Annotated in this window: 19 protein-coding genes, 1 other RNA gene and 1 pseudogene; 9 read left to right on the top strand and 12 right to left on the bottom strand. The window is 60.1% G+C overall.

All coding sequences use genetic code 11. The features are described 5' to 3' along the window. Positions 1 to 5 precede the first annotated feature (5 nt). The 7 genes from LVY75_29075 to tkt form a co-directional block, all read right to left on the bottom strand. Positions 6 to 926 carry a PhzF family phenazine biosynthesis protein gene (locus LVY75_29075; GenBank protein ID XAZ22823.1) on the bottom strand — a complete coding sequence of 307 codons (921 nt, stop codon included), beginning with the start codon at positions 924 to 926 and terminating at the stop codon, positions 6 to 8. 158 nt (positions 927 to 1084) lie between these two features. Next, positions 1085 to 2110, bottom strand: coding sequence for a fructose-bisphosphate aldolase class I (locus LVY75_29070; GenBank protein ID XAZ22822.1), 1026 nt, complete (start codon positions 2108 to 2110; stop codon positions 1085 to 1087). A 231-nt stretch (positions 2111 to 2341) separates the two neighbouring features. Beyond that, positions 2342 to 3538: a phosphoglycerate kinase gene (locus LVY75_29065; GenBank protein ID XAZ22821.1), complete on the bottom strand. Its 1197-nt coding sequence runs from the start codon at positions 3536 to 3538 to the stop codon at positions 2342 to 2344. An 80-nt stretch (positions 3539 to 3618) separates the two neighbouring features. Beyond that, positions 3619 to 5469: a potassium/proton antiporter gene (locus tag LVY75_29060; protein XAZ22820.1), complete on the bottom strand. Its 1851-nt coding sequence runs from the start codon at positions 5467 to 5469 to the stop codon at positions 3619 to 3621. Positions 5470 to 5743: 274 nt separating this feature from the next. After that, positions 5744 to 6253, bottom strand: coding sequence for a GNAT family N-acetyltransferase (locus LVY75_29055; protein ID XAZ22819.1), 510 nt, complete (start codon positions 6251 to 6253; stop codon positions 5744 to 5746). 81 nt (positions 6254 to 6334) lie between these two features. After that, positions 6335 to 7345: a type I glyceraldehyde-3-phosphate dehydrogenase gene (gap, locus tag LVY75_29050; GenBank protein XAZ22818.1), complete on the bottom strand. Its 1011-nt coding sequence runs from the start codon at positions 7343 to 7345 to the stop codon at positions 6335 to 6337. A 65-nt stretch (positions 7346 to 7410) separates the two neighbouring features. Beyond that, on the bottom strand, positions 7411 to 9384 hold the full coding sequence (tkt, locus tag LVY75_29045) for a transketolase (protein ID XAZ22817.1): 1974 nt from the start codon (positions 9382 to 9384) through the stop codon (positions 7411 to 7413). Positions 9385 to 9717: 333 nt separating this feature from the next. Between tkt and LVY75_29040 the strand changes: the two genes are divergently transcribed. The 3 genes from LVY75_29040 (at position 9718) to ssrS (ending at position 10603) form a co-directional block, all read left to right on the top strand. After that, the gene (locus LVY75_29040) at positions 9718 to 9993 is read left to right on the top strand and encodes a DUF4164 domain-containing protein (GenBank protein ID XAZ22816.1); all 276 of its coding nucleotides are present in this window, start codon (positions 9718 to 9720) and stop codon (positions 9991 to 9993) included. A 14-nt stretch (positions 9994 to 10007) separates the two neighbouring features. Further along, entirely contained in the window at positions 10008 to 10385 is a 378-nt protein-coding gene (locus LVY75_29035; GenBank protein XAZ22815.1) for a cell division protein ZapA, read from the top strand. Positions 10386 to 10444: 59 nt separating this feature from the next. Beyond that, positions 10445 to 10603, top strand: a non-coding RNA gene (gene ssrS / locus LVY75_29030) — 6S RNA. Positions 10604 to 10664: 61 nt separating this feature from the next. Here the strand turns inward: ssrS and LVY75_29025 are convergent. After that, positions 10665 to 11279 carry a GrpB family protein gene (locus LVY75_29025; GenBank protein XAZ22814.1) on the bottom strand — a complete coding sequence of 205 codons (615 nt, stop codon included), beginning with the start codon at positions 11277 to 11279 and terminating at the stop codon, positions 10665 to 10667. Then, positions 11276 to 12172, bottom strand: coding sequence for a LysR family transcriptional regulator (locus LVY75_29020; protein ID XAZ22813.1), 897 nt, complete (start codon positions 12170 to 12172; stop codon positions 11276 to 11278). The genes LVY75_29025 and LVY75_29020 overlap by 4 nt, the downstream gene beginning before the upstream one ends. Before the next feature lie 115 nt (positions 12173 to 12287). On the opposite strand from LVY75_29020, the pseudogene LVY75_29015 reads away from it, so the two are divergent. Next, positions 12288 to 13482 (top strand): annotated as a pseudogene (locus LVY75_29015) (MFS transporter). Positions 13483 to 13507: 25 nt separating this feature from the next. After that, positions 13508 to 14338, top strand: a complete 831-nt coding sequence (locus LVY75_29010) for an aldo/keto reductase (GenBank protein ID XAZ22812.1) — start codon at positions 13508 to 13510, stop codon at positions 14336 to 14338. A 113-nt stretch (positions 14339 to 14451) separates the two neighbouring features. Here LVY75_29010 and LVY75_29005 read toward each other — a convergent pair whose 3' ends face one another. The 3 genes from LVY75_29005 to LVY75_28995 form a co-directional block, all read right to left on the bottom strand. Beyond that, complete coding sequence (locus tag LVY75_29005) at positions 14452 to 15441, bottom strand: NAD(P)-dependent oxidoreductase (protein XAZ22811.1); 990 nt, start codon at positions 15439 to 15441, stop codon at positions 14452 to 14454. Positions 15442 to 15537: 96 nt separating this feature from the next. Beyond that, on the bottom strand, positions 15538 to 16071 hold the full coding sequence (locus tag LVY75_29000) for a helix-turn-helix domain-containing protein (protein ID XAZ22810.1): 534 nt from the start codon (positions 16069 to 16071) through the stop codon (positions 15538 to 15540). Positions 16072 to 16101: 30 nt separating this feature from the next. Beyond that, positions 16102 to 16434 carry a metalloregulator ArsR/SmtB family transcription factor gene (locus LVY75_28995; GenBank protein XAZ22809.1) on the bottom strand — a complete coding sequence of 111 codons (333 nt, stop codon included), beginning with the start codon at positions 16432 to 16434 and terminating at the stop codon, positions 16102 to 16104. Between the two features lie 56 nt (positions 16435 to 16490). On the opposite strand from LVY75_28995, the gene LVY75_28990 reads away from it, so the two are divergent. From LVY75_28990 to LVY75_28975, 4 genes are all read left to right on the top strand, one after another. Beyond that, a complete protein-coding gene (locus LVY75_28990; GenBank protein XAZ22808.1) occupies positions 16491 to 16973 on the top strand; it encodes an SRPBCC domain-containing protein in 483 nt (160 codons plus the stop codon). 11 nt (positions 16974 to 16984) lie between these two features. Next, the gene (locus LVY75_28985; protein ID XAZ22807.1) at positions 16985 to 17341 is read left to right on the top strand and encodes a hypothetical protein; all 357 of its coding nucleotides are present in this window, start codon (positions 16985 to 16987) and stop codon (positions 17339 to 17341) included. A 236-nt stretch (positions 17342 to 17577) separates the two neighbouring features. After that, complete coding sequence (gene gnd, locus LVY75_28980) at positions 17578 to 18603, top strand: decarboxylating 6-phosphogluconate dehydrogenase (protein XAZ22806.1); 1026 nt, start codon at positions 17578 to 17580, stop codon at positions 18601 to 18603. Between the two features lie 144 nt (positions 18604 to 18747). Then, positions 18748 to 20820: a mechanosensitive ion channel family protein gene (locus LVY75_28975; GenBank protein ID XAZ22805.1), complete on the top strand. Its 2073-nt coding sequence runs from the start codon at positions 18748 to 18750 to the stop codon at positions 20818 to 20820. Positions 20821 to 20939 lie beyond the last annotated feature (119 nt).

Here is a 20939-nt window from a genome sequence, read left to right as displayed (position 1 = left end):
CGGGGTCAGTCCCGCAGGATGATCTCGCCTTTCATGATCGGCACGCAGCTTCCCGAGATCGTCACGTCAGTGACCGTGCCGACCGTCTTGACGACATCGAGTTCGATGATGCTGCGCCGGCCCATTTCGACGCCCTGTTCGATCGTCACGTGCTGGCTGACGTCCGCCTCCGGCAGCAGCGAGACGAGATAGGCGGAGAGGGCGGCTGATGCGCTTCCGGTCGCCGGATCTTCAATGACGTTGTCCAGCGGCGCGAACATGCGGGCGCGGATGTTCCAGGGGGTAGCGGTGGGACGTACATAGAGGAACAGCGAAAAGTCATGGCTGCCGGCCACGCCCCTAGCCGCCGCCTGGAAGCCGTTCAGATTGGGACTTGCTGCGGCCAGAGCCTCGAGACTCTCGAGTTCTGCGACGGCGAAGTTCAGTCCCACCGAGGCAAAGACCGGGGCATGCATGTTCTTGCGGATCGAGGAGGGATCAATGGAGACGCAATCGGCAATGACGGTCTCGGATATTCTGTCGCCTATTTCAAGCGGCCGTGGAGCACGGATGGTTGCTCCGGTGACGCGACCTTCACGGCGCTGCAGGGTCACTTCCACAAGGCCGGCCTTTTCCTCGAACCGCAGCCTATCGCCAATGGCGCGACCGAAGATTTCGTTCTGCTGGCCGAGAACATAGGCAGTGCCGACATTGGGATGCCCCGCGAACGGCACCTCCATTGTCGGCGTGAAGATGCGAACTCTTGCGGTGTTTTCGGGGTTCTCAGGCGGCAGCACGAAGGTTACTTCGGAATAGCCGAACTCGGCGGCAATCTTTTGCATTGCCGCATCGCTGATGCCCCTGGCATCGCTCATGACCGCGAGCGGATTGCCCTCATAGCGGGTGGAGGTGAAGACGTCGACGGTGAGGTAGGACAAGCTGTTCATGGCGGCTCCAACAATGGTGGCGCCATGATTATCGAGGCTCGTGGTTGCGGCGAAGGACTATCTTGTCGCCATGACAAATCGGCTTCGCGACTGGCAGGAACAAAGACAGGCGGCGAGGGTGCTCGCCGCCTGTCTGTTTTCTCAAGCATCCAAAAGGCTCATGCGGCCTTTTCGAGTTCGGCCTTCCAGTTGCCCTTGGCGGCGAGGCTGTTCATCTCGGCGCGGTGTGCGAATTCGCGCTGGCCGGCAGCGACGTTTTCCTGCTGGCCGTTCCAGGCCTTGAGTGCACTGTCCTGCAGAGCACGGCCATAGGAGAAGGTGACAAACCAGGGCAGCTCATAACCGGAGTTGATGGCGGAGAGATGGGCTGTCGCTTCTTCCGTGGTCTGGCCGCCGGAGAGGAAGGCGATCCCCGGAACGGATGACGGAACCGTGCGCTTCAACACCTGGACGGTGCGCTCCGCCACTTCCGCAACCGAGGCCTTGCGGGCATTCTTGCCGTCAATGACCATGTTCGGTTTCAGGATCATGCCCTCGAGGCTGACACGGGCATCAGCAAGTTCCTCGAACACGATGCGCAGCGTGGATTCGGTCACTTCGGCGCAACGGTCGATATTGTGGTCGCCCGGCTTTCCGTCCATCAGGCATTCCGGCTCGACGATCGGTACGATCTTGGCTTCCTGGCAGAGCGCGGCATAGCGAGCCAGCGCCTGGGCGTTGGCGCGCACGGAACCACGGCTCGGCAGGGTCTGCGAGATGGCGATGACGCCGCGCCACTTGGCGAAGCGGGCGCCGGCCTCATAATATCTGGCAAGCCGGTCTGCGAGGCCATCAAGGCCTTCGGTGACGGTTTCACCCGGATATTTTGCCATCGGCTTGGCGCCGATATCGACCTTGATGCCCGGAATGCTGTCGGCAGCCTTGATGATGTCGACGAAAGACGTGCCGTCAGCGGCTTTCTGATACAGGGTTTCCTCGTAGAGGATGACGCCGGAAATGTACTTCTTCATTGCGTCTTCCGAGCGGAAGAGCATCTCGCGATAATCGCGTCGGCTGGTTTCGGTCGATTCAAGATTGATCGCATCGAAACGCTTCTTGATGGTGGAGGTCGATTCATCGGCGGCAAGCAGGCCCCGACCGCCAGCAACCATCTTAACTGCAATGTCTTCCAGTCGTTCGCTCATCTCGTTCTCTCCACAATGAAACCCGGTAGAATTGACAATATAGAACTCGGATAACAGAAGTTTATAGCGAGAAAAATGGGAGCGCTAAGTCATTGAAACGATTGAAATGATTTCAATCGTTTGAAAGTTCGGGAATTTTTCCTCTTCGTGAGCAAAAGACCGCGGAAGCGTTCGCTCCCGCGACCTATCCTGCTGGAATATCTGCCGAATCGGCTTATGGCCAACGGGCCGTTACCGAGAGAGAACGGCCACGCCCGGCAGTTCCTTGCCTTCCATCCATTCGAGGAAGGCGCCGCCTGCCGTCGAAACATAGGTAAATTCTTCGGCAACGCCGGCATGGTTCAGCGCCGAGACCGTATCGCCACCGCCTGCGACCGACGTGAGCTTGCCGGCCTTGGTGCGCTCGGCGGCGTATCTCGCAGCGGCGACGGTCGCTGTGTCGAAGGGCTCGATTTCAAAGGCGCCGAGCGGACCGTTCCAGACGAGCGTCGTGGCGCGCTCGATCCAGGCCTTGACGGCTTCGACCGACTTTGGACCGACATCGAGGACCATGGCGTCACCGGGGATGGCTTCGATCGAGACGATCTCATTGGCCGCTCCTGCCTTGAATTCGCGGGCGACGACGCCGTCTTCCGGCAGAACGATCGCACAGCCGGCGGTGGCGGCTTCGATCATGATCTGCTTGGCGGTATCGGCGAGGTCATGTTCGCAGAGCGACTTGCCGACATTGGTGCCCCGGGCGGCGATGAAGGTGTTGGCCATGCCGCCGCCGATCACGAGCGCATCGACCTTCTTCACGAGGTTCATAAGAAGGTCGATCTTGGTCGAGACCTTGGCGCCACCGACGATGGCGACGACCGGACGGATCGGGTTGCCGAGGCCTTTTTCGAGCGCCTCGAGTTCTGCCTGCATCGTGCGCCCCGCATAGGCCGGCAGGTGATGGGCAAGGCCCTCGGTGGAGGAGTGGGCGCGGTGAGCAGCGGAGAAGGCGTCGTTCACATAGATATCGCCGTTTGCGGCGAGCGCCTTTGTGAATTCAGGATCGTTCTTTTCCTCGCCCTTGTGGAAGCGGGTGTTTTCCAGAAGCAGGATATCGCCATTGTTCATCTTCGCGACGGCGGAAGCGGCGGCTTGGCCGATGCAGTCGGACGCAGTCAGCACGGCGTGGTCGAGCACCGCCTCGACCGACGGAGCAATCAGAGAAAGCGAGAATTCTGCCGAGGGGCCGTCCTTCGGGCGGCCGAAATGGGCGAGCAGGATGACCTTCGCTCCCTTTTTCGACAGTTCAAGGATCGTCGGCGCGACGCGCTCGATGCGGGTCGTGTCCGTAACCTTGCCGTCCTTGACCGGGACGTTGAGGTCGACGCGGACGAGAACACGCTTGCCGGCGATGTCGTTGAGGTCGTCGAGGGTCTTGAAAGCTGCCATGGAAGGATCCGTTCGTGGTTGCGAAAGTTGCGCCGACCATAGCAAGGATCGGAGGAGACGCAAGGCAGTCGGCGGCCGTTTTAACGTGGGGTTTCGTCACGTCCGGCAGCACTTTCCGCAGCCGTCATCTCATGCTTTTTGCGGCCTTTCATACGGTCACGGGTACGCTGGATAATTTCGCGCAGATTGATGAAGATCGGCAATGTTATGGCCGGTTCCACGGCCTCCAATGACATGCCGACAGAGGTGATGTGATCCTGATCGTCGAGGTCGCGGACGATGAGAATGAGCGAGCCGAGACGGACGCGATCAGCATAATCCGCCTTGCCGCCGAGGCGCTGTTTCATCAGTTCGGCGATCGTCAAACCCTTTTCGGATTCATTGAGCAGGCCCGGACCATAGGCGGCATCGAGATCGGCGGCAGGGCGAGCCGGCGACAGCGCGAAGGCGCCAAAAAATTCCGCGTCATCCTCATCAACAGGTGCGCGACTGGCGAAGAGCCGGTCGAGCAGGCGCGAATAGCTGGGAGCGATGAAGAGGTAGACAAGATCGTTTTCCCTCAGGCGACCGGCATATTGGTAGCGCATCGACTTGCCGTCGCGGATCACAAGCGAGGGTGCCGCCCAGCGCGGAATGCGCTCGCCACGCAGAACCGGGCTGTCCTTGACGACGCGATAGGAAAGCAGCTCGTGATTGGCCGCGCCTGGCAGGTCGACCTCGACTTTGTCGACCGCGCCGATGCGCGGCGGAATGATGAGACCGAGGCGCTTGGCGACCGGCTTGATTGTCCAGCCCTGCACGAGGAGCGAGACGAGCACGATGATGAAGGCGGTGTTGAAGTAGATCTGGCTGTGCTGCAGGCCGCCGAGGATCGGCATGATGGCAAGCAGGATTGAGACTGCGCCGCGCAGACCGACCCAGGCGACAAAGCCGATTTCCTGCTGCGTATAATCGAACGGCAGCAGCGACAGCCAGACGGCGAGCGGCCGGGCGACGAAGATCAGGAAGAGAGCGAGCAGGATCGCCGGCACGATGATGACAGGGAATTGCGAAGGCGTCGCCAGCAGGCCGAGCACAAGGAACATAATGATCTGGGCAAGCCAGGTCATCCCGTCCTGAAAGCGCCTGATGGTGCCGATCGCCTGCATCTTTCGGTTTCCGGCATAGATGCCGGCAACGTAGACGGCGAGGAAGCCGCTGCCGCCAACCGCGCCGGTGAAGGAGAAGACGAGCAAGGCGAGCGCCAGCACGAAGATTGGCGTGAGGCCGCGATCCGTTTCCAGCCGCCCGGCGATCAGCACGATCATCATGCCGCCGAGCAGGCCGAGGATGACGCCAAGGCCCATCTGCTGAATGAACATGGCGAGCATGCCGATATTGATGCCGGCGTAACGTTCGCCGCTGGCGAGAACCTCGACCAGGGCGATGGTCAGGAAGATCGCCATCGGGTCGTTGGTGCCGGATTCGACTTCCAGCGTAGAGCGCACCTTGTCTCGGATGTTGATGCCGCCGATGCGCAGCAGGAAGAAGACGGCTGCAGCATCGGTAGAGGCGACAATTGAGCCAAGCAGCATGCCTTCCAGCCAGCTGAAATGCAGCAGCCAGCGGGCGGCGAAGGCGAAGAGTCCGGCAGTCAAGAGCACGCCGACCGATGCCAGTGTCAACGACGGTATCGCGGCAATCCGGAAGGCCTGCATCGGTGTACCGAAGCCGGAATCGAAAAGGATAATCGCAAGCGCGATGGAGCCCAGAATATAGGCGAGGTAGTTGTTGCTGAATTCGATGCCGAGACCATCGACGCCGGCGGCAAGCCCGATCATCAGAAACAGCAGCAGGAGAGGAGCGCCGAAGCGGAACGCAAGCAGGCTCGAGAAGGCCGCAAGAAGCACGAGCGCCGTCGCAACCAGCACCACGATATAAAACGCTTCCATGCCTACCCCTTTCGCTTCGTCACGCCATCCCGCAGCCGCCCCCGCCCATCCCCCAACGTCCAGCACGATCTTTCAGTAAACGGCAAAAAACAGCAGAAGGGTAGGCCTTGCGGCTTAACCTCGGCTGCATTGCTGCGTCATGCTGCTGGACGGCCCTTGGGGTGAGGGCCAGAAAAGAATGCTATTGGAAAAAGTCTCTATAAAGAATGTATGAGGAAATCAGGCGAGAGCAGGGCAGGCAGAGGGGGCGTCACACTTTTTGTTGATGAGACCGTTAGAGGCCGCTTCCATTTTTCGTCACCTGAAATTGCTTCTGAATTCGGTCCACGGGCGTACCGTCCTTGAGCGGCACTTTCTTCAGCGTGTTATAGGTACTGAACCCCATCTTCTCGTAGTAGGCCAGCCCGCCAATGTTGTCGGCGCGGATGGTTGCGTTGATGATTTCGATATTGCGTTCCTTGGCTGCAGAGCGTGTTGCGGCAAACAGGGCAGTGCCGACGCCTGGCATCTTCGGGTTCAGGCGCGCGAAAGTTCCGATATCGGACCACCCCTTCGGCAAATCGCCGTAACGGCTGAGGAACTGAAAGCCGGCGAGGCCAGACCCTGCCTGCGCCACATGGCAGATGAGGGCGAATTCGCCGGATATGAACCAGTCGGCCAAAAGTTCGGGCGAAAAGCGATCCTCGAGGGCAGTCGTGCCGCCCGCTTCGATGATCTCATTGATGAGCCCGCAGAGTTCGGCGGCGTCATCAACAGTCGCGTTGCGAATAGTCAGTTGCGCCATGCTCTTCCATCTCCTGATCGATCGCCCAAAATGAAAACGGCCCGGTTTCCCGAGCCGCTTCCTGATCTTGATGCCTGACGCTTAGATGAGCTTGGCGAAGGCAACAGCCGTGTCGGACATGCGGCTGGAGAAGCCCCACTCGTTGTCGTACCAGGACAGGACGCGCACGAAGTTGCCTTCCATGACCTTCGTCTGGTCGGTCGCGAAGATCGAGGAGTGGCTGTCGTGGTTGAAGTCACGGGAAACGAGCGGCTCATCGGTGTAGCCGAGGATGCCCTTCAGCTTGCCGTTTGCGGCAGCCTTGATCGCTTCGTTGATTTCGCCGACCGTGGTGGCCTTCTTGGCAACGAACTTGAAATCGACGACCGAAACGTTCGGGGTCGGAACGCGGATCGAGGTGCCGTCGAGCTTGCCCTTGAGGTGCGGCAGAACGAGGCCGACGGCCTTGGCAGCACCCGTCGAGGTCGGAATCATCGAGAGGGCAGCAGCGCGGGCGCGATACAGATCCTTGTGCATCGTATCGAGCGTCGGCTGGTCGCCGGTGTAGGAGTGGATAGTGGTCATGAAGCCGTGGTCGATGCCGACGGCGTCGTCGAGAATCTTCACGACCGGCACCAGGCAGTTGGTGGTGCAGGAGGCGTTGGAGATGACCAGATGCTCCTTGGTGAGCTGGTCATGGTTGACGCCGAAGACGACGGTCAGGTCAGCGCCGTCGGCAGGAGCCGAAACGATGACGCGCTTGGCACCAGCCGTCAGATGAGCCGCGGCCTTGTCGCGGGCGGTGAAGATGCCCGTGCATTCCATCGCGATGTCGACACCCAATTCCCTGTGGGGAAGCGTTGCCGGATCCTTGATCGCGGTGACCTTGATAGGCTTGCCGCCGCCGACGGTGATCGTGTCGCCTTCGACCTTCACTTCGGCCGGGAACTTACCGTGGATGGAGTCGTATCGCAGCAGGTGGGCGTTGGTCTCGACCGGGCCGAGGTCGTTGATGGCGACGACTTCGATGTCCGTACGGCCGGATTCGACGATGGCGCGAAGAACGTTGCGGCCGATACGACCGAAACCGTTGATGGCAACCTTGACTGTCATGTTCATTCACTCCCTAGAGATTGGGATTGCGGATAATAGATGAGGAAGCGCCCGAAGGCACTCCCTTAAAGCTTGGCTTCTGCTGCTGCGACGACGGCGTCAGCCGTGATGCCGAAATGCTCGAACACCTTCTTGGCCGGGCCGGACGCGCCGAAGCCCTTCATGCCGACGAAGGTGCCTTCCGGACCGATAAAGGCATCCCAGCCTTCGCGAACGGCGGCTTCGACGGCGATCTTGACCGGCGAGTTGCCGAGGATTTCCTTGCGGTAAGCCTCCGGCTGATCGAAGAAGAGTTCCGTGCAGGGAACGGAAACGACGCGGGTGCTGACACCCTTGCCTTCAAGCGTTGCACGGGCGGCAACGGCGAGTTCCACTTCCGAACCGGAGGCGAAGATCGTGACCTTGGCATCGGCGTTGCCGGCGAGCGTGTAGGCGCCGAGTTCGCAGAGGTTCTTCTGGTTATACTCGGTGCGGACGGTCGTCAGGTTTTGACGGGTCAGGGCCAGAGCGGACGGATGGTCCTTGCTCTTCATGGCGATCTGCCAGCATTCCGCGGTCTCGACTGCGTCGGCCGGGCGGAAGACACGCAGGTTCGGCACCGCACGCAGGCCGGCGATCTGTTCTACCGGCTGGTGCGTCGGCCCATCTTCGCCAACGCCGATCGAGTCATGGGTGAGGACGTGGATGACACGGATGCCCATGAGCGAGGCGAGGCGGATCGGTGGGCGGCAATAATCCGAGAAGATCATGAAGCCGCCGCCGTAAGGGATAAGACCGCCATGGAGTGCGATGCCGTTCATGGCAGAGGCCATGCCGTGCTCACGGATGCCCCAGTGCATATAGCGGCCGGCGAAATCCGTTGGCGTGATCGAATGCATCTGGCTGGTCTTGGTATTGTTCGACGGCGTCAGGTCAGCGGAGCCGCCGAGCGTTTCCGGCACGAAGCCGTTGATGACTTCGAGCGCATCTTCGGATGCCTTGCGGGAAGCGATCGTCGGCTTGGTTTCGGCAAGCTTCTTCTTGTAGTCGTCGATAGCCTTGTCGAAGCCTTCGGGCAGGTCACCGGCAAAACGACGGGTGAACTCGGCCTTTGCCGGCGACTTGGACAGCGTTTCTTCCCATGCCTTGACGATATTGTCAGAGCGGGTGCCGGCGGCGCGCCATGCGTCGAGGACGTCGGAGGGAACGACGAAGGGCTCGTATTCCCAGTTCAGCGCCTTGCGGGTGGCGGCGATTTCGTCGGCGCCGAGCGGGTTTCCGTGCACCTTGTGGGTGCCCTGCTTGTTCGGAGCGCCAAAGCCGATGACCGTCTTGCAGGCGATGAAGGTCGGACGGTCGGACTTGTGGGCGGCTTCGATCGCATCGGCGATGGCGGCCTGGTCGTGACCGTCGATCTCGATCGTGTTCCAGTGAACGGCCTTGAAGCGAGCGACCTGATCGGTCGAGTCGGACAGGGAAACGGCGCCGTCGATGGTGATCGAGTTGTTGTCCCAGAAGAGGATCAGCTTGTTGAGCTTCAGGTGGCCGGCAAGCGCGATCGCTTCGTGGCTGATGCCTTCCATCAGGCAGCCGTCGCCATTGATGACGTAAGTGTAGTGGTCCTGCAATTCCGGACCGAACTCGTCGCGCAGCTTGCGCTCGGCGATCGCCATGCCGACGGCATTGGCAATGCCTTGGCCGAGCGGGCCAGTGGTCGTTTCGATGCCGGTGGCATGGCCGTATTCCGGATGGCCGGCGGTCTTGGAGCCGAGCTGACGGAACTGCTTCAAGTCCTCGACCGACATGTCCGGATAGCCGGTCAAATAGAGAAGCGAGTAGAGCAGCATCGAGCCATGACCGGCAGAGAGAACAAAGCGGTCGCGGTTCGGCCAGTGCGGCTTCTGGGGATCGAAGCGGAGATATTTGGTAAAGAGGACCGTTGCCACATCCGCCATGCCCATCGGCATGCCCGGGTGGCCGGAATTCGCCTTTTCGACAGCATCCATGGAGAGGAAACGGATCGCATTCGCCATCCGGTCGTTTTGTTCGCGTGAGGTCATGGCTTTTCCGCTAGTTCCGGGTTTGAGGATGGCCTCGAGCCTGCCAAGACCATCAATGAGAGCGGTCGAGACATACCAGTTGGAACGGCCAAGTCAACAAAATGGAAGCCGTTTGGAGGCCGGGTGCGACGATTTTTGACATTTGACCGTCAAGTTTTACAAAAGACGAATCTTGTGTGACAGGCTTGTGTAAATCGCTCATCCACAGAATAGGGCAGGGGGTAGCCGAGGGGCTTTATTGACGCGCTCCAGCCTAGCTGCATATCCTCTTGAAAATACAGGGTCGGCGACAGAGGCCGATTCGCGGGTCTTGTGCGGGGAACCGGAAAAGACATGACGCCTAATGGCAACATCATCGAAGCTGCGCTTACGGAGCTCAAACAGGCAATCTCGGGCCTCGAGAATGCTGTCGACATGCGCATCGAGCGCCAGCGTGAGCAGGGCGAGATCGAAGGCGAAGTCCGCCGCGTGCATGCCGACCGCTCGCGCCTTGCCCAGGAGCTCGACCAGGCTGAATTCCGCGCGAACCGGCTGGAAGAGGTCAATCGCGAGGTTTCGCGGCGTCTGGTGACGGCGATGGAAACGATCCGCGCGGTTCTTGACCGCTAAGAGGACATGATGACATGGCGCAGGTAACGGTTACGATCGACGGCAAGGCCTATCGCATGGCCTGCGAAGAGGGGCAGGAAGATCATCTGACCGACCTCGCAGTTCGTTTCGACCGTTATGTCGGTCATCTCAAGGGTCAGTTCGGCGAAATCGGCGATCTCAGGATCACCGTCATGGCCGGCATCATGGTGATGGACGAGATCTCGGAGCTAACGCGGCGCGTTGCCGGGCTGGAATCGGAGCTGGAGACGCTCCGCAGCAACCGGGACACGGTAATTGCCGCCACCGCTCGCACGGAAGAAGGCATTGCAGTGGCGCTTTCGGAGGTCACGAGCCGTATTCAGGGCATCACCGACAAGCTGAACGGCCGTACGCCGGCCGAGCTTAATTAATTTGGGAGAGCAGTGCTGCCCCACTGGTGCGGTGCTGCAAATGTCCCTATATTCGCTGACGCGGTCTGTGCTTCTCGACAGGAACAATGAATCCTCGGGGCCATACCCGATCCTTAGGGAGCTGTCCCTGTCCGGGCTCGTGGGTCTGGACATACGGCGCCCACCTACTTTCGTAGGCGCCCAGGATCGAAAGTTTCCACCGGTTGTGTGGATCGCGCTTTATCTCTCGTCGGCGGGTTCTTCTTGGCCGGCGCTGATATTTCCCGACAAGTCCCGCTTTCAGTCGCCTGGTGGTTCATTCCAGCCGGTGAGCTTTGCCCAGTCGTAGGCGCCCTCCATGATGATATCGAAAACCGGATCCTTGATATCGTAATAGGCTTCGGCACTGTCAGGGAAAAAGCCGGCAAGGCGTTGCTTGATCAGCCCGTAGGCTGCTGCTGCCGTTGGATGAGCGCGCAGGAAATCCCGGCATAAAAGCGGATAGCGCTGATTGAAGCGGCGGCCCCTTTCACGAACATGGATATTCGCGGGCCGGCCCCTGTTTTTGAAATACAGCTTTCTCAACTCGCCATCTGCCAGATCGAGACCTGGTGGACAGTGATCGGTTACGATCGAGCGGCTCTCGAACCCCTCGCGTTCGAACGCTGTTCTATCGACCAGCTCAAGAGCATCGACACTCACCTGTATGTCGATGATATCCTTTGCGACAAGTCCGGGCACGGCGGTGGAGCCGATGTGATGGAGTGCGGCACCGGCGGGTGCTGCGCGCAGGATGGTCCGCTTCAAACTTGCGAAGTCGTCGGCCCAGCTTTGGCGCGGCGGATGGATTTCTATCGGCATGGAGCGCTCGCTATCGTTGAGCCGTGACAGGGGAATGACGGAGGTCTTCCTCAATGAATGTTCTCGACCAGGAAATCGATGAAGGCCCGGATACGTGCGGCAAGATGTTCGTGACCGGGATAAACGGCGTGAATGAGTTCGATATCTTCAGGATTATAGGTTTCCAATACGGGCACCAGCGTTCCGGCATCGATATCCGGCTGTACATGGAACTGGCCGACACGAGCAAGGCCAAGGCCGGCGAGGCAAAGGCTGCGAGTCGTTGGTCCATTGTTGGTTTCGAGGTTGCCAAAGACGGGTCTCGAGAAGCGACCGCCATTTTCGGGATTGCGGAATGGCCATTCCTCCGAGGTCGAGCGGAAGCTGAAGGTCAGGCAGTTGTGACGAACGAGATCCTCAGGGCTTTCCGGGATGCCTTGCCGTTTCAGATAGCCGGGTGAGGCAACGATAACGCGGCGGCTTTCGAGGAGCTTGCGCGCCTTCAGTGAGGAATCGCGCAAGGCGCCCGAACGGATGGCGATATCGGCGCGTTCGCCGATGATATCTATAATGCCATCGCTGAGCGCGAGGTCGAGGTCGACCTCGGGATAGAGCTTCAGGAAATCGGGCACCAGCGGCACTATGTAGCGAACGCCAAAGGCGACCGAGGTGCTCACGCGCAGGCGTCCTCGAGCCACCGTCGTGCCGCCTGCTGCGACGGCGCGTTCCGTTTCCTCGATGTCGGCGAGGATGCGTCGGGAGCGTTCGAGATAGATTTCGCCCTCTGGCGTCAGTTGCAAGGCGCGGGTCGTGCGCACCAGAAGACGCGTGCCGAGACGGTCCTCGAGCCGGGTGACGAGCTTGCTGACGGCGGAGGGCGAAAGCTTGAGCTTGCGGCCAGCGGCCGAGAAGCTTTGCAGTTCGGCCACCTGCACGAAGACATCCATCTCGCCGATGCGGTTATCCATCCGTTTCCTATCTTGAATTCAATTCACAACTGTTGAGCTATTATAGGCAATTATCGAGGAAGTGCGCCACGCCCATATTCCGACCCGAACAAGAACCAATCATCGGGTCACTCTCATGCCACTCGCTCTCTTTGCATTGACGATTGCGGCTTACGCGATCGGCACGACGGAATTCGTCATCGTCGGCCTGCTGCCGACGGTTGCCACCGACCTTCACATCACCCTGCCGCTCGCCGGCCTCATCGTCAGCGTCTATGCGCTGGGCGTTACCTTCGGCGCACCGATCCTGACGGCACTGACCGGACGGATCGAGCGCAAGCCGCTCATGCTTGGGCTGATGGCGCTCTTTATCATCGGTCACATCATCGCGGCGTTCAGCCCCGGTTATGAAGTGCTGCTGATTGCCCGCGTCGTCTCGGCCTTTGCGCACGGCGTCTTCTTTTCCGTCGGTTCCACCATTGCTGCCGATCTTGTGCCGGAGAACCGAAGGGCGTCGGCTATCGCGATGATGTTCATGGGCCTGACAGTTGCAATCGTCACCGGGGTTCCGCTCGGCACGTTCATTGGCCAGACTTTCGGCTGGCGCACCACCTTTGCTGCCGTTGCCGGTCTCGGTGTCGTTGCCTTCGCAGCCATTGCCTTCCTGCTGCCCTCGAACCTCAAGAAGGCCCCGCCGGCCAGCATCGGTGAACAGATCCGCGTACTTGCCACGGGGCGGCTGCTTCTCGTTTACGCCATGACGGCACTCGGTTATGGCGGCACTTTTGTTGCCTTCACCTTCCTTGCGCCGATCCTCGAGCAAGTTACCGGTTTTTGCCTCCTCGGCCGTCGGCCTGATCCTGATGCTCTATGGCGTGGCGATTGCGGTCGGCAACGTCGTCGGCGGGCGCATCTCCAACCGTGATCCGGTCAAGGCTCTGACCTTCCTGTTCATCGCCCAGGCACTCGTGCTGGTGCTCTTTGGCTTCACGGCTGTCTCGCCCTGGCTGACGATCCCGACGCTTGCGATCCTCGGCTTCCTGTCCTTCGCCAATGTGCCCGGCCTGCAGCTCTATGTCGTGCAGCTTGCACGTCAGCTGCAGCCGAACGCCGTCGATGTCGCCTCGGCGCTCAATATCGCCGCCTTCAACCTCGGCATCGCCATGGGCGCCTGGATCGGCGGTCTGGTCGTCGAATCCCGCTTCGGGCTAGGCGCCACGCCCTTCGTTGCCGCCGCGCTCGTCACCGTTGCCCTAGGCCTCACCATCAGGAGCGGTGCGCTCGACCGCCGCTCCATCCCTAATGCTGCCGCTGCCTGCAGCGCGGCCTGATCTCTCAGACTTGAAAGGAAACAGCATGAAACTCGTCAGCACCAATGGCGCCGCCATCCCCGCCCTCGGCTTTGGTACGTTCCGCGTGCCGGGACCCGACGCCGAACGCATGGTCTCGCACGTGCTCGCCAATGGCTATCGCCACATCGACACCGCGCAGATCTACGGCAACGAGGCCGAGGTCGGCGAAGGCATTCGCCACTCCGGCGTCGCTCGCGGCGATATCTTCCTGACGACCAAGGTCTGGGTCGAGAACTACAAGCGTGATGCCTTCCTTGCGTCGGTCGACGAGAGCCTGAAGAAGTTGAAGACTGATTATGTCGACCTTCTGCTGCTTCATTGGCCGAACCAGGCCGTACCACTCGCCGAGCAGATCGGCGCACTGAACGAAGTGGCGAAGGCGGGCAAGGTGCGCCATATCGGCGTGTCGAACTTCAATACCGATCTGATGCGGGAGGCCGTCAAGCTCAGCAGTCTGCCAGTCGTGACGAACCAGGTGGAGTATCATCCCTATATCGATCAAACGCCGGTGCTGCGCGCTGCAAAGCAGCTCGATATGTCGGTGACGGCCTATTACGCCATGGCTGACGGCAAGGTGTTCGAGGATGCAACTCTCAAGACGATTGCTGCCAAGCATGGCAGGTCGATCGCGCAGATTGTACTGCGCTGGATCGTGCAGCAGGATTTGATCGCGCTTTCCAAGACAGTCTCGGAACAGCGCGCGCGGGAGAATGCGGCGATCTTCGATTTCGAACTCTCTTCCGATGAGATGTCCGCAATCCATGCGCTGGCGAACCCCGATGGTCGCATCGTCAGCCCGGAAGGGTTGGCTCCCGCCTGGGATAAGGCAGCTTGAGAACGGGCGCTTCGGCGCCCGTTTCCCTATCGGCTAGAGCTGAAGCGAGCGCGGCGATGTCTGCAATTATCGCCGGTTCTTCTTGTGCATACGGGCCTGCCTCGCGGTCCGTATCAGCGGCGCTGTAGCGGGTAAGGCCCATCCTCGAAATTCTGGTCGTGGTAACCCTTTGCGCCGACGAGAAGAGCGAGCGGACTTCTCCATTCCCTGCCGTCGCGCAGGCAATCGAGCAGGTGTCGAAAGTCGTACTTCGGGCGCCAGCCAAGTTCCTGTCGGGCCAGCGCATTGACATAGACGCGGTCGAAGTGCGGAAACATCGTCCATCCGCGCGCCGCGTAAAGTGCGGCCATGTCGGGGAAAAGGCGCTCCGCCGTCACGCGCGCATCACGGCGCAGGTCGGCGAGATCGGCTTCGGTGAAGGGTGCCGTCGCTGAAATGATATAACGACCGAAGCCGATGGACGGCGCTCTTTCCAGTGCCAGCAAATGGGCGTCGACCACATCCTCGATATCGACGCGCCGATAAAGCAACTCGTTGGCCTGTGAGTTGTCGGCGGAGTAGCGGTTGCGAATATCGGGATCGTCGTCATCTTCCGGGAAGAATCGCGAAGTCCTCAAAACGACGACGGGCAGTGACATGGTGCGCGCGAAGAGCTCGCAGATGCCTTCGGCTGCGACCTTCGTAACGCCGTAGATATTTCGGGCAACGGGCAGAACATCTTCGGTGATCCAGGCGGCCGGTTCGCCTGGGGTCGGGCGCAGGGCCGCTCCGAAAGCACTGGTGGTGCTGGTGAAAACGAAGCTTGTTACGCCTACCGCGACTGCCTGCTCGAGAAGGTTCATCGTGCCTGCGACGTTGGTGTCGATGAAATCCTTGTTGGCGTGTGTTCCGACATGCGGCTTGTGCAGCGTGGCGGCGTGGATAATGGCGGTGATGCCTGTCATCGCACGGCGGATGAAATCGGGATCGGTAATCGATCCGGTCATATCGGTAAAAGGCGAGGGTTTGATATCGATACCGCGGACCCGACGGCCTTGATCCCTCAAGGTGCGCATCAGCGCTTCGCCCAGATGGCCTGTGCTTCCCGTCACCAGTATTGTCATTCTGCGTCTCCGGATAGTTGGTGACGGACGCTAACAAAGGCCGCTCTCGCGGGACAACGCATAATTTATGCAGCGGAATGCAGGAAATCTGCAGGCTCAGTCGAGTGTCGTAACCAATCGTGCGGCGCTGCCGTCAGCCAGGAAGATGCGCTCCCACAATAGCTGCCCGGCCACGATGGGCAGGTGCGGATTATCGTTTGCGCCCGTCTCCAGTGTCAGCGAATTCATTTGGCCTTCATGCCAGCCGAGGCCGGCGAGTTCGCCCTCTGTCTTCACGATTTCCTGCGACGCATAGGAGAGCAAAGACCTGTCCAGGAGATCGGAGACCGGCAGGCGCCATTCGCTCTGCCGTACACTGGAGGCTGCGAGAAGCCGGTGGGTGCGGTCGCAGATAAGATGAACCTTGCTCCGGGAATGTTCGACGAGACGTTTCAATGCGGCATCGGTGGAGGATGATTTGCTTGTGAAGATGCTTTCCAGCCGTGTTTCCTGAGCGACGGTGACTGGCAGGATGCCGCGCTCCCAGCGGGAGACGGTTGCCTGATTGACACCAAGCAATTCCGCCAGATGTTCCTGCTTCATCTTGCGCAGCTGGCGCGTGCGACGGATGGCAGATCCGGATATCGGCATGGTTCCTCTCCCTCTAATTGCCGCAGCAAGCTAGTGCGACGGACCCTCGAGGTCGCTCTTCAGCCGGTCGAGAATCGACAGTGCATGGCCTGCATAGGCGCTGATCCAGCGGTCGTGAATCTGTTTGATCGGCAGGCTGTTCAGATGGTTCCAGCGCTCTCGGCCCTCCTTCCTGGCAATCACCAGATCGGCTTCCTCCAGCACCTTCAGATGCTGCATGACCGTGCAGCGATCCATCTCCGGGAATGCTTCGCAAAGCGCGCCCGTCGTGCGCGGTTCTTCCTTCAGAAGATCGAGAATATCGCGGCGGCGGCGATGCGCCAGCGCCTTGAAAATGGGGTCATCGTCCGATTCACTTGACATGTTATGTTTTTATAACATAATTGGATCAGACACAACGGAGAAGAGGAGGAAGTCGCATGTCCCTCAATATTCGCGTCTCGGGCCGCATCGGCCGCCCGGTGACTGATGTTTTCGATGCCGTCGTCAATCCAAAGAAACTCTCGAGTTACTTCACCACTGTGGGCGGGGCGAGCGCGCCCCTGGTTGAGGGCACGACGGTGACCTGGTGGAAAGACGTGCCGGTCGAGGTGGTCGAGCTTGTGCCCGACAGCAAGATCGTGCTGCGATGGGATGGCGCCACGGACGAGGAGAAGAAGGCTTACAAGACCCTCGTAGAGATGAATTTCAAGCCGCTTGACGACGGTGGCACGATGGTGACCATCGCCGAGGATGGCTGGCGCGAGGATGAGCCGGGGCGGCGCGGAACCTACCAGAATCTCGAGGGCTGGACGCAGATGTTCTGCTGCATGAAGGCCTTTGTCGAATACGGCATCAATCTGCGCGAAGGCATGTTCCTCAGCGAAATGCGGGGTGAGCAGGCCAAGGTGCAGGAAGGTTGAGGGGGAGCGTCATGAACGATCTGATCTACGGCGGCGTCGACGTCGCGATGAAGGTTCCGCCGCATCAGTATGAAGCCACCGTTTCCTTCTACCGCGACATTGTGAAGCTGAAGGAAATTGAAGGAGACGATGTTTCCTTCGAGCTTGGGCCGATCCGGCTTTGGATCGACCGGGTGGCGACCATGAGCCAGGCCGAGCTTTGGCTGGAATTCATGACGCCGGATTTCGAGCGTGCTGCAGAGTATCTGGAAAAGGCCGGTGTCCCGCGCTGCGATGCCATAGAGCCACTGCCACCCAATCTTCGCGGTGGCTGGATCCTCAACCCCACAGGCATTGTCCATCTGGTACGGGAGGCCAGCCGCAATTAGGCGATGCAGCTGAAACTAATGCCGAGCTGGATCATGTAGCCGCCGATGAGGCGGCTATATCTCTGTTGGAGGGTTGGAATTGCGCTCCAAAGACGGCAGATTGCTACGTGCGGAAGGCATAGCCCCACGCAAGGTGTAGCAGACGCACTCGCCTTTGTGACAGAGACTTCGCTTGCCTGTCACGATGCCGGTGCTAATTTCCGGAATCATATCGATTAAATCCCAGGAGATTTCAGATGCAGCTTGGCATGGTAGGTTTGGGCCGTATGGGCAATTACATGGTCCAGCGCTTGATGCGGGGCGGCCACGAATGTGTGGTCTATGACGCCAAGCCGGAAAGCGTCGCCGATCTCGTTGGGCTCGGTGCCGAGGGCAGCGGCTCGCTCGAAGAATTCGTTTCGAAGCTTGCCCGTCCGCGCGCAGTCTGGCTGATGCTGCCGGCTGCGATCACCGACAAGGTTATCGCCTCGATCGTTCCGCTGCTCCATGACGGCGATATCCTGATCGACGGCGGCAACTCCTACTATCATGACGACATCCGCCGCGGCGCCGAGCTCATCACCAAGGGCATCCACTATGTCGACGTCGGCACCAGCGGCGGCGTGTTCGGCCTCGAGCGCGGCTATTGCTTGATGATCGGTGGCGAGAAGGGCATCGTGCAGCATCTGACGCCCATCTTCGCAGCGTTGGCGCCAGGTGCGGGCACGGCGGAAAACTCACCGAACCGCACGCCGGAAGCTGCAGCTCTCAGCACCGCCGAGCAGGGCTTCCTTCATTGCGGCCCGCATGGCGCAGGCCACTTCGTCAAGATGGTCCATAACGGCATCGAATACGGTCTGATGGCCGCTTATGCCGAAGGCCTCAACATCCTGAAACACGCCAACGTCGGCGCCCTGACGCATGAGGCCGATGCCGAGACGGCTCCGCTCTCCCATCCGGAATTCTACCAGTACGATTTCAATCTGCCGGAAGTTGCGGAAGTCTGGCGCCGCGGCAGTGTCATCACCTCGTGGCTGCTCGATCTGACGGCCGATGCGCTGCACAAGGACCCGGTCCTTACTCAATATGCCGGCCGCGTTTCGGACTCCGGTGAGGGCCGCTGGACGATCATGGCGGCGATCGATGAAAGCGTGCCGACGCCGGTACTCAGCGCTGCGCTTCACGGCCGCTTCTCCTCGCGCGACCAGGACGAATTCGCCAACAAGGTGCTTTCGGCCATGCGTGCCGGCTTCGGCGGTCATGCCGAGAAACCACATAAGTAAAGCAAGCGCATTTCTCTCACGTCAGCCGCCGGCCGAAAGGCAGGCGGCTTTCTTTTTGCCGGTATTCAGCTAGACCGTTTGTTCGTCTGGCTTTTCCGTTGTGGCACTTGCATAAAAGCCTGACCTGTAACATCGGAGGCGGGCATGCGGCGAATTTCTGCGATCGGCATCTGCAGCATCATGATGCTGTTTTCTCTTTTCGGCGCCGTTTCCGCACAAACGACGCCGGCAGCTTCCACCGACGTCGCGCCGCCTGCCCAGGTGCGGCAGATGATGGAGCTGATGCAGACGCCGGAGGTCAAGCAATGGATGGCGACGCAAATGGCGGCGCCTGCAGCCTCGACCGACAACAACGAGGAAATGTCGATATTGTCGGGCCGCCTCCAGCACGCCCGCCGGCATATCGCCATGGTCTCGGGTGCTGCGATGACATTGCCATCCGAAATCACGCGGGCCTCATCGCTCTTCTGGGGCGAGTTGGGAGCCGCGGGTTCGCTGCGTATGGCCGCACAATTTCTGGCTATCCTCATCACCGGTTTTGTCGTCGAAATCCTGGTGCGACGGGCCGTGCGCGAAAGGCGGGAGCGGGCGGCGCAAATGACGGGCACGCGGCTTGCTGCGCGCGTCATTCCGGCCATTGTCTTCGGCCTTGCCACCGGGCTTGCGTTGATTAGCTTCAACTGGCCGCCGATCAGCCTGAATATCGCGATTGCCATTGCGGTCGCTGTCGTCGTGCAGCGCTTCGCTGTTTCCATCGGCGGTGTCATCGTCGATCTTGTCACCCTGCCGCGCGGCGAGGGAGAGACGGTTGCGGTTGATCCGGCCGTCGCACGATTCTGGTTTCGTCGCTGCATTCTGTTCGTCATCTATTTCGTCTTCGGCTGGGCCGTTCTCCAATCGATGGAACCGCTCGGCTATTCGATGGCTACACGCTATCTGGTCGGCTATGTGCTTGGTATCGGCCTATTCCTGATCGCTACGGAAGCGGTCTGGTCGCGACCGGGCAATGAAACGCGGCGCAGTCATGCAGCTACCTGGTTGTTGACCCTCTATTTCGCCCTGCTCTGGGGCATCTGGGTCCTGAGCTTCGATTGGCTTCTCTGGGTCTGCATCTATCTCATACTGTTGCCACGGGTACTTGCCGTCTCGACGCTCGCAGTCAAATCCTTCCACCAGGCCGAAGCCGGCTTCCTTGCCAAGCGCCATATCGCGACCGTTTTGCTCGATCGCGGTGTAAGGGCTCTGATCATCGCCTTTGCCGCGATCTGGCTCGGACGCATGCTCGGCGTCGAAACCGCTGCGATGATGACGTCAAACGAGACGATGATCGACCGGGTGGCGCGCGGCACGATCGGCGGCATTGTCATCCTGCTTGCGGCCGATCTGCTCTGGCATCTGGTCAAGGCCTATATCGACGGCAAGCTTCTGGATTCACCCGCTGACGGTACGGTCAGCGATGAGGAAAAAGTCAAGCGTGCCCGTCTGCAGACGCTCCTGCCGATCTTCCGTAACATCCTCGCCGTCGTCATCGTCGTGATCGCCGTTCTCATGGTGCTCTCAGGTCTCGGCATTGAGATCGGGCCATTGATTGCTGGTGCCGGTGTTGTTGGCGTTGCGGTTGGTTTCGGCGCGCAGACGATCGTCAAGGATGTCATCAGCGGCATGTTCTATCTGTGGGACGATGCTTTTCGTGTCGGTGAATATATCGAAAGCGGCAGCCACAAGGGCGTGGTCGAGGCCTTCAGCTTGCGTTCCGTCAAACTCCGCCATCACCGCGGGCCGCTGACCACGGTGCCTTTCGGCGAACTCGGGGCCGTCAAAAACCTCAACCGCGACTGGACGATCGACAAGATCAGCCTGAATGTCACTTATGATACGGACCTCGTGAAGACGAAGAAGATCATCAAGCAGATCGGCCAGCAACTTCTCGATAACCCGGAATGGGGTCCGAATATCATCGAGACTCTGAAGATGAAGGGTGTCGAACAGTTTGGCGAATTCGCAATCGAGATCCGGCTCTCGATGATGACAAAGCCAGGCGAGCAGTTCGTCATCCGCCGCAATGCGCTGGCGATGATCCGCAACGCCTTCAAGGAAAACGGCATCGAATTCGCCGTTCCGACGGTGCAGGTCGCCGGCGAGCGTGACATTGATGCGAGTGTCGCTGCGGCGCGTTACGCGGCACAAGCCCATGCCGGGGGCGAACCGGCGGCCTGATCTTCCAATGCAAGGCAGAGCTTACGAAATTGCAATGCGATCACGCCTGTGCGCTGCGCAAATTTGCCCCAATTGGGGATGAAGGAGGCGGCAAGTGCGCGGGTGTGGGTAGCCGCAAC

It is taken from the genome of Sinorhizobium sp. B11 (assembly GCA_039725955.1).
GTDB lineage: Bacteria > Pseudomonadota > Alphaproteobacteria > Rhizobiales > Rhizobiaceae > Rhizobium.
This window is presented reverse-complemented; position numbering and strand designations above follow the sequence as displayed.